Raw genomic sequence first — 965 nt, forward strand, 5'->3', positions numbered from 1 at the left:
GTCACGGCCCGCCGCCGCGCGGCCCGGCACCGCCGCCCGCGCACGCCGCCGCCGCGCGCTCGGCTGGTTCGCGCTGCTCGCGGGCCCGAACGTCGCGCTGCTGGCGCTGTTCGTCTACAAGCCGCTGCTCGAGAGCCTCTACCTGTCGACCATGCAGTGGAACCTCGGGTCGCCCGTCGCGCGGTTCGTCGGCCTCGGCAACTACGTCGAGTGGTTCACGGCCGACTCGACGGCCCGGGTCCTGACGACCACGGCCGTGTTCACCCTGACGACCGTCGGCGGGGCGCTCGTCCTCGGCCTCGCGCTCGCGCTGCTGCTCGACCGCCGCCTGCCCGGCCGCGGCCTGGCCCGCACGGTCGCGTTCGCGCCCTACGTGCTGTCCGGGTACGCGGTCGGCATCCTGTGGCTGTTCATCTTCGACCCGCGCTACGGGCTCATGTCCACCGTGCTCGGCTGGTTCGGCGCCACGTCGCCGCAGTGGTACACGGCCGAGCCCTGGCCGCTCGTCATGGTCGTGGTCGTCTACCTGTGGAAGCACCTCGGGTACGTCGCGCTCATCTACCTCGCGGGCCTGCAGGCCGTGCCGCAGGACCTGCGCGACGCCGCCGCGCTCGACGGCGCGACCCCCGCGCGGACGCTGCGCTCGATCGTGCTGCCGCTGCTCGCGCCCACCACGTTCTTCCTGCTCGTGACGATGCTGCTCGCGTCGCTGCAGTCGTTCGACATCATCCGGTCGATGACGCAGGGCGGCCCGCTCGGCTCGACGACCACGCTGATGTACCAGATCTACGTCGAGGGCTTCGTCAACGGCCGCGCGGGCTACGCGTCGGCCGGCGCGACGATCCTCTTCCTGCTGCTGCTGGCCGTGACGGCCGTGCAGCTGCGGTTCGTCGAGCGGAAGGTGCACTACGCATGAGCGCGCCCGTGGTCGCCCGCCCGTCCACCCCCGCCCCGGCGTCCCCGCC

1 protein-coding gene is annotated in these 965 nt (G+C 73.1%); it reads left to right on the plus strand.

Annotation, left to right across the window (positions count from 1 at the left end):
• Positions 1 to 916: carbohydrate ABC transporter permease (locus CS2_RS18310; protein ID WP_070321027.1), on the plus strand; the 916-nt coding region annotated here is incomplete at its 5' end.
• Positions 917 to 965: the final 49 nt, after the last annotated feature.

The organism is Cellulomonas iranensis NBRC 101100 = JCM 18110 (genome assembly GCF_001552375.1).
In the GTDB taxonomy this organism is placed as follows: domain Bacteria; phylum Actinomycetota; class Actinomycetes; order Actinomycetales; family Cellulomonadaceae; genus Cellulomonas; species Cellulomonas iranensis.